Genomic DNA, 6,431 nt, shown 5'->3' with positions numbered 1-6,431 from the left:
GAGCATTTCGAAATCATTGCAAGTGCTTTTAACCCCATGTTTTATTGAGTGTTCTATTTTTATGCACCATTATGATTCATTAATAATCACATTTACACTTAACCCTATAATATTGAAGCAAAAATATTAATTTAATATTTCTGCTTCTTTTTTTAATCACTATTTCGCTTTTGAAGGTTTTATATTCACACTTAAAATTTTAATAGGATTTTTTGGCACATCTTGATGCATACCAAATCTACCAGTAGGCACTTTTGCAATTTTATCGACAACATCCATTCCTTTAGTTACCTGACCAAACACAGCATAACCAGGATTCATTGGCGCTTTATTTAGAAAATCATTATCCGCAATATTGATAAAAAATTGGCTTGTTGCTGAATCAGGCTGGTTTGTACGTGCCATGGCTAAAGTGCCACGGTTATTCTTTAAGCCATTATAAGACTCGTTCTTGATTGGAGGTCGATTCGCTTTTTCTTTCATCGATACATCTAATCCTCCACCTTGGATCATGAACCCTGGAATAACCCGATGGAAGATTGTGCCGTTATAAAAATTAGCTTTCGCATAAGTTTCAAAGTTCTTTACTGAAATCGGAGCTTTATCATTAAACAACTCGATTTCGATATCTCCTACTGATGTTTTGATTTGCATATGCGTATTTGCTGCCAAAGACAAAGTACTCATCGCCGCAACAGAAGCACCTAACATCATTTTTTTTAACATACGCTATCCTCTTATTGATGCTTTATCTTATCTATTATTCACAAATCAATCGCCAGAAAAGATTCAATTTTTTGTTAAGCATCAAAGTATTTTTATTCGATTACTGTATATAAAGAAAAAATCCTGAGTTTCGTTTGAATCTCAGGATTTGAAAGTAAGCATCTATTAACTATTTTTATCCCAAAATCTTCTAAACTCTTTACTCATTTCAATCAACAATTTTTTAGAACGCCCTGATACTAGCGTTAGATTAATAAATCCGTGTGTTTGATCTTCAAAATCTTGATACAACACTTTAGTGCCATTTTGACGTAATTTGTGGGCGTAAATTTTGCCTTCATCATGCAATACATCATGTCCCGCTGTAACAACATAGGCTGGTGCCAATTTTTTTAGATTACCGTATGTTGGGGAGATTAGTGGATTATCCAAAGCAACTTTATGTCTTGTCGCGTAGTATTCTGTCACATAGTCAATATCGCTGTTGGTTAATACTAAACCATCTTTATACGCAAAGAATGATGGATGACGACTTTTGAAATCTACCGCAGGATATATTAAAAATTGAGCTTGAGGCGCATAACTGGCATTTAATGCACGTTGAGCAACGACAGCACTAATATTACCGCCAGCACTATCTCCTGCTACAGCAATACGGTTTTTTAAGATTTTAAAGTGACGGCGATTTTGATATACCCATGCCAATGCATCTTCACATGATTGAATCAATGATTGTGGAGAAACTTCTGGTGCTAAAGGATAATCAATACTGATTACTTGTGCTTTTGCATAATTCGCAATGATTCGGCACGCTTCATCATGTGTATTCACACTTCCGACAACAAACCCACCACCATGATAAAATACAATCATTGGTAGTTTTTTATTCGGAGCAGGATGATAATGTCTGGCAAATACAGTACCACTTTGTAAAGGAAGACGAATATCTTCTACATATTGAACATGAGATGATTTATGTGTGATGGATTGGATTTGATTTTCAAATTCTTTTCTTGATTTATCAATATCAGCGCCAATAAAGCCTGATTTTCCTTGTTTCAACTGTGCAGCCATCAAGCATTTTGTAAAACTATCGAGTTGAGGATAGTCATAGGGATAGCCAAGTAACTTCACTAGAGATTCTTGAACGATCTTTGGGAGTCGATCTAATGCACGTCCTGCAGAACCCTGACCATTTTCAAGTAATTGTTGTATTTTTTGATTCACGATTCCGATCCTTTTAAAAATCCGTATTCTTCATATTTTCTACACGATCAGCCATTTCATGACTATTTTGTTAACTAAGTCTACTGATCAATATACAAACTTCAATCCCATTTACGCTAATCTGACTATAGCAGTCTTGTCATTGACTATTTAATCCAACATCAGGAATTTTTTGGTTGTCCTGATTCAACATATAAAGGTGAAAGCTATGGCAATAAAAGTAATGATAATGTCATTGGCCACAGCAGTTCTTGCAGTCGGTTGTGTGGCCTTCCCTGACGATGGCCCTTATTATAATGGTAATTATGACCATCGTTATGATCGTGATTATGATCGCAACTATGACCGTCAACGTTGGGAGAGAGAACGCGCACAACGTTTACATCAACAGCGCCTTGAACAAGAAAAGCGCAAACGTGAATATGAACGTCAACGCCAACAACGTGAATTAGCAGATCGACGTAATAAAGAACGTGCTGAGCATGATCGTCGTAAACAGATTGAACAACGTCAAAAGGAAATTCTAAAACAACGTCAAGCTGAACGTAATCGTTGGAATCAAGATAATCGTAAAAAAGCGATTGAAGAACAACGTAAGCGCTTAGAACAGGATCGCAAGAAGCGAGAACAGGAACGTCAACATGATCGCCGAGATCGTTAAGCTTTCTTGGACTCAAGACAATTGATTTAAAGTTACCTCACAAACCTAACATTCACATTTGAATGTTAGGTTTTTTTAAGTGCTGTGATTCTAAAAATAGACAGTAAAGGCATCCTATTTACTCTCTATTCTCTGCTTTTTCATAAAATTTAATCCATTATAAGCAGTTTAAATGAATTAAATTTCATTGCATTTTACTCAACAACTTGAGGGGCTTCTGCACCTTCAGCTGGGACAGCTTGAATCGGTTCAACAGACTCTACACTTGGGTCAGCTTGTACAGCCACACCATTTTGGGTATCCATTTCAGTAGTTGCCACTTGCGCTATTGAAGCATCTGTTTGTGTGGTCGGTTGAGTCGCTTGAGCAGTTTCAGCAGATTGGTTTGAAGTACAACCTACAGTAGCAAAACCAATAGCTGCAAATGCCAGGGAAATGAGACCTAATTTTTTCATTGTTTAATTCCTTACTTGAAACATTCAAAGTCAGAGTTAACTTTGAAGGCTTATCATTCCTGACTTTTTTATTTCATGCGTCAGTTCTTGGTTCAAGTTTCGATGACTTCAGGTTGAACTTATGAAAAAAGTGTAAAGAAAATGCAATTCAACTTTTATAGTTGAATATATGTCCTAAGCCATTTATTTAATTTATTTTTTAGTGAATATGTGGTGCGATATAAACCCTTTTTGAAGGTGACTGAATCACAGTGTGGCTACACGGTATATCGGTTGCTTAACATTGTTACTCAGATCTCGACAAGCAAAAAAAAACTCATCCAAGGAGGTTGGATGAGCTATTAAAAAGCAAAAACAAAATAAATAGAAACTACAGCGTTAGTATCTGGTTAAAGATAATACAGTTTTGATTCTTTAAAAGGAAAGACTTGTTTTATCTGAATCTATATTTTTTATATATAAAATATACACTAAATCATATTTTTATAATCTTTCTTCAGCTCATCTCCTCTTCTTATTCTAGACTTTAGATTTCTCTAAATGGATCGAAAAATTTTCATTCCTTGTTGTAAAGATGAATTTAGTAGAAATAAACATCGTTTAAGCTTGAATTATTTATAGTCGCCCACATTACCTTTGTATTGATGAATTACACACGCATGGCAGTTCAGATTAACGCAGTTAACACTGATGCCAAAGGACTGTACATGTTTAAAAACCCATTTAAGCGGAGATCTTCCATGGCAAATGAGCAAAACGAACAAACTCAGGACGTTCAAACGGAACAAACTGAACAGCAAGTTGAAAATCAACAAGCTGAAGTTGAAGTTTCTGTAGAAGACCTTCAAGCGCAAATCGCAACGCTGACTGAAAACTTAAAATATGAAAAAGCAGTTGCTGCAAATGCGAAGTATGAAGCAGAAAAAACCAAAGAACGTTTAGAGCGTGAAGCGGATACTGCGAAAAAATTTGCTTTAGAGAAATTTGCAAAAGAATTATTGGATTCAGTTGACAACCTTGAACGTGCAATTGCTGCTGCAGGTGATGAAAAAACTCCTTTATCAGAAGGTGTAGAACTCACACTGAAGTCATTATTAGCAACATTAGAAAAATTTGGTGTTGTGGCAGTTGACACTGAAAATGGTTTTAATGCTGATTTGCATCAAGCAGTAGGTATTGCTCCAGATGCAAAAGCGGGTGAGATTGGTACGGTACTTCAAAAAGGTTACACCCTTTCTGGCCGTTTACTTCGTCCTGCAATGGTCATGGTAGGCCAATAAGTCAAGAAATACGGGAGTTTGTAAAAATTTTTTAAGTTTTTAACTTGAAAAATAATGAATGGCTCTCATATCGGATAACAAGTGAAAGATCACAACAAAATTTTCGAGGAACACATCAATGGCTAAAATTATTGGTATTGACTTAGGTACTACAAACTCATGTGTTGCAGTACTTGAAGGCGATAAAGTTAAAGTAATCGACAACGCTGAAGGCGCTCGTACAACTCCGTCTATTATTGCGTATAAAGATGGCGAGATCCTTGTTGGTCAATCAGCTAAACGTCAAGCTGTAACAAACCCGAAAAATACATTATTCGCGATCAAACGTTTGATCGGTCGTCGTTACGAAGATCAAGCAGTTCAAAAAGATATTGGTCTTGTACCTTACAAAATCATCAAAGCTGACAATGGCGATGCTTGGGTTGATGTAAACGACAAGAAACTAGCACCACAACAAATCTCTGCAGAAGTTCTTAAGAAAATGAAGAAAACTGCGGAAGATTACTTAGGTGAAACAGTTACTGAAGCGGTAGTTACTGTTCCTGCATACTTCAACGATGCTCAACGTCAAGCAACGAAAGATGCTGGTAAAATTGCTGGTTTAGATGTTAAACGTATCATCAACGAACCAACAGCTGCAGCGCTTGCGTTCGGTATGGACAAGAAAGAAGGCGACCGTAAAATCGCGGTTTACGACTTAGGTGGTGGTACTTTCGACGTATCAATCATTGAAATCGCTGACCTTGATGGCGACCAACAAATCGAAGTGTTGTCTACTAATGGTGACACATTCCTTGGTGGTGAAGACTTTGATAACGCGTTAATCGATTACTTGGTTGAAGAGTTTAAGAAAGAACAAAATGTGAATCTGAAAAATGATCCACTTGCGTTACAACGTTTGAAAGAAGCTGCTGAGAAAGCGAAGATTGAATTGTCTTCTTCTAATGCAACTGAAATTAACCTTCCATATATCACGGCTGATGCGACTGGTCCTAAACACTTAGTGATCAACGTAACACGTGCGAAATTAGAAGGTCTTGTTGCTGACTTAGTTGCTCGTACAATCGAGCCATGTAAGATTGCACTTAAAGATGCAGGTCTATCAACTTCTGATATCTCTGACGTGATCTTGGTTGGTGGTCAGTCTCGTATGCCACTTGTACAACAAAAAGTACAAGAGTTCTTCGGTAAAGAGCCACGTAAAGACGTGAACCCTGACGAAGCTGTGGCAATGGGTGCTGCGATCCAAGGTGCTGTACTTTCAGGTGATAAGAACGACGTTCTATTACTTGACGTAACACCGTTGACACTTGGTATTGAAACAATGGGTGGCGTGTTAACTCCAATCATCGAGAAAAACACAACAATCCCTGCGAAAAAATCACAAGTGTTCTCTACAGCTGCTGATAACCAGCCTGCAGTAGACATTTCGGTTTACCAAGGTGAACGTAAAATGGCTCAACAAAACAAATTGTTGGGTAACTTCCAATTGGGCGATATCCCACCTGCTCCACGTGGCGTGCCGCAAATTGAAGTATCGTTCGACATCAACGCTGATGGTATCTTGAAAGTATCTGCGAAAGACAAGAGCACTGGTAAAGAGCAATCAATTCAAATTAAAGCAAACTCAGGTTTGAGCGATGCTGAAATTGAAGCGATGATCAAAGATGCTGAAGCGAATGCTGAAGAAGATCGTAAGTTTGAAGAACTTGCTAAAGCACGTAACGAAGCTGATGCATTAGTTTCTTCTGCTCAAAAAGCAGTAAAAGACCTTGGTGAACAAGTGACTGCTGATGAAAAAACTGCGGTTGAAACTGCTGTTTCAGAACTTGAAGCTGCAACCAAAGAAAATGATGTTGACGCGATCAAAGCGAAAACTGAAGCACTTCAAAACATCATCATGCCGATCACTCAACGTGCTTATGAAGCTGCGCAGGGTGCTCAAGGTGGTGCGCAAGGTTTTGATCCAAATGCATTCCAAGGTGATGCTGCTGGTCAACAACAAAAAGCGGACGACGGTGTTGTAGATGCTGAGTTCACTGAAGTTAAAGATGACAAAAAATAATTTGTCACTTTAAATAA

At 37.6% G+C, this 6,431-nt stretch carries 6 protein-coding genes; 3 read left to right on the top strand and 3 right to left on the bottom strand.

Annotated elements, in window-relative coordinates; translation table 11 throughout:
• Positions 1 to 159 precede the first annotated feature (159 nt).
• Both AC1M9M_RS14380 and AC1M9M_RS14375 read right to left on the bottom strand, forming a co-directional pair.
• Positions 160 to 726, bottom strand: coding sequence for a peptidylprolyl isomerase (locus AC1M9M_RS14380; protein ID WP_481596667.1), 567 nt, complete (start codon positions 724 to 726; stop codon positions 160 to 162).
• A gap of 165 nt (positions 727 to 891) precedes the next feature.
• On the bottom strand, positions 892 to 1,962 hold the full coding sequence (locus tag AC1M9M_RS14375) for an alpha/beta hydrolase (protein ID WP_035269477.1): 1,071 nt from the start codon (positions 1,960 to 1,962) through the stop codon (positions 892 to 894).
• Positions 1,963 to 2,161: 199 nt separating this feature from the next.
• Here AC1M9M_RS14375 and AC1M9M_RS14370 point away from each other — a divergent pair, with 199 nt between their 5' ends.
• The gene (locus AC1M9M_RS14370; protein ID WP_092768671.1) at positions 2,162 to 2,614 is read left to right on the top strand and encodes a cell envelope integrity TolA family protein; all 453 of its coding nucleotides are present in this window, start codon (positions 2,162 to 2,164) and stop codon (positions 2,612 to 2,614) included.
• A gap of 194 nt (positions 2,615 to 2,808) precedes the next feature.
• Here AC1M9M_RS14370 and AC1M9M_RS14365 read toward each other — a convergent pair whose 3' ends face one another.
• Positions 2,809 to 3,069: a molybdenum ABC transporter substrate-binding protein gene (locus tag AC1M9M_RS14365; RefSeq protein WP_481596666.1), complete on the bottom strand. Its 261-nt coding sequence runs from the start codon at positions 3,067 to 3,069 to the stop codon at positions 2,809 to 2,811.
• Between the two features lie 707 nt (positions 3,070 to 3,776).
• Here AC1M9M_RS14365 and grpE point away from each other — a divergent pair.
• Positions 3,777 to 4,349: a nucleotide exchange factor GrpE gene (grpE, locus tag AC1M9M_RS14360; protein WP_257219952.1), complete on the top strand. Its 573-nt coding sequence runs from the start codon at positions 3,777 to 3,779 to the stop codon at positions 4,347 to 4,349.
• 118 nt (positions 4,350 to 4,467) lie between these two features.
• On the top strand, positions 4,468 to 6,414 hold the full coding sequence (gene dnaK / locus AC1M9M_RS14355) for a molecular chaperone DnaK (protein WP_481592405.1): 1,947 nt from the start codon (positions 4,468 to 4,470) through the stop codon (positions 6,412 to 6,414).
• Positions 6,415 to 6,431: the final 17 nt, after the last annotated feature.

Source organism: Acinetobacter sp. ANC_7503, from assembly GCF_056780035.1.
This window is presented reverse-complemented; position numbering and strand designations above follow the sequence as displayed.

What these genes read in the sequence shown, in the direction of transcription:
- dnaK (WP_481592405.1), top strand. Translation starts at nt 4,468, where the DNA reads ATGGCTAAAATTATTGGTATTGACTTAGGTACTACAAACTCATGTGTT.
- AC1M9M_RS14380 (WP_481596667.1), bottom strand. Translation starts at nt 726, where the DNA reads ATGTTAAAAAAAATGATGTTAGGTGCTTCTGTTGCGGCGATGAGTACT.
- AC1M9M_RS14365 (WP_481596666.1), bottom strand. Translation starts at nt 3,069, where the DNA reads ATGAAAAAATTAGGTCTCATTTCCCTGGCATTTGCAGCTATTGGTTTT.
- AC1M9M_RS14370 (WP_092768671.1), top strand. Translation starts at nt 2,162, where the DNA reads ATGGCAATAAAAGTAATGATAATGTCATTGGCCACAGCAGTTCTTGCA.
- grpE (WP_257219952.1), top strand. Translation starts at nt 3,777, where the DNA reads ATGTTTAAAAACCCATTTAAGCGGAGATCTTCCATGGCAAATGAGCAA.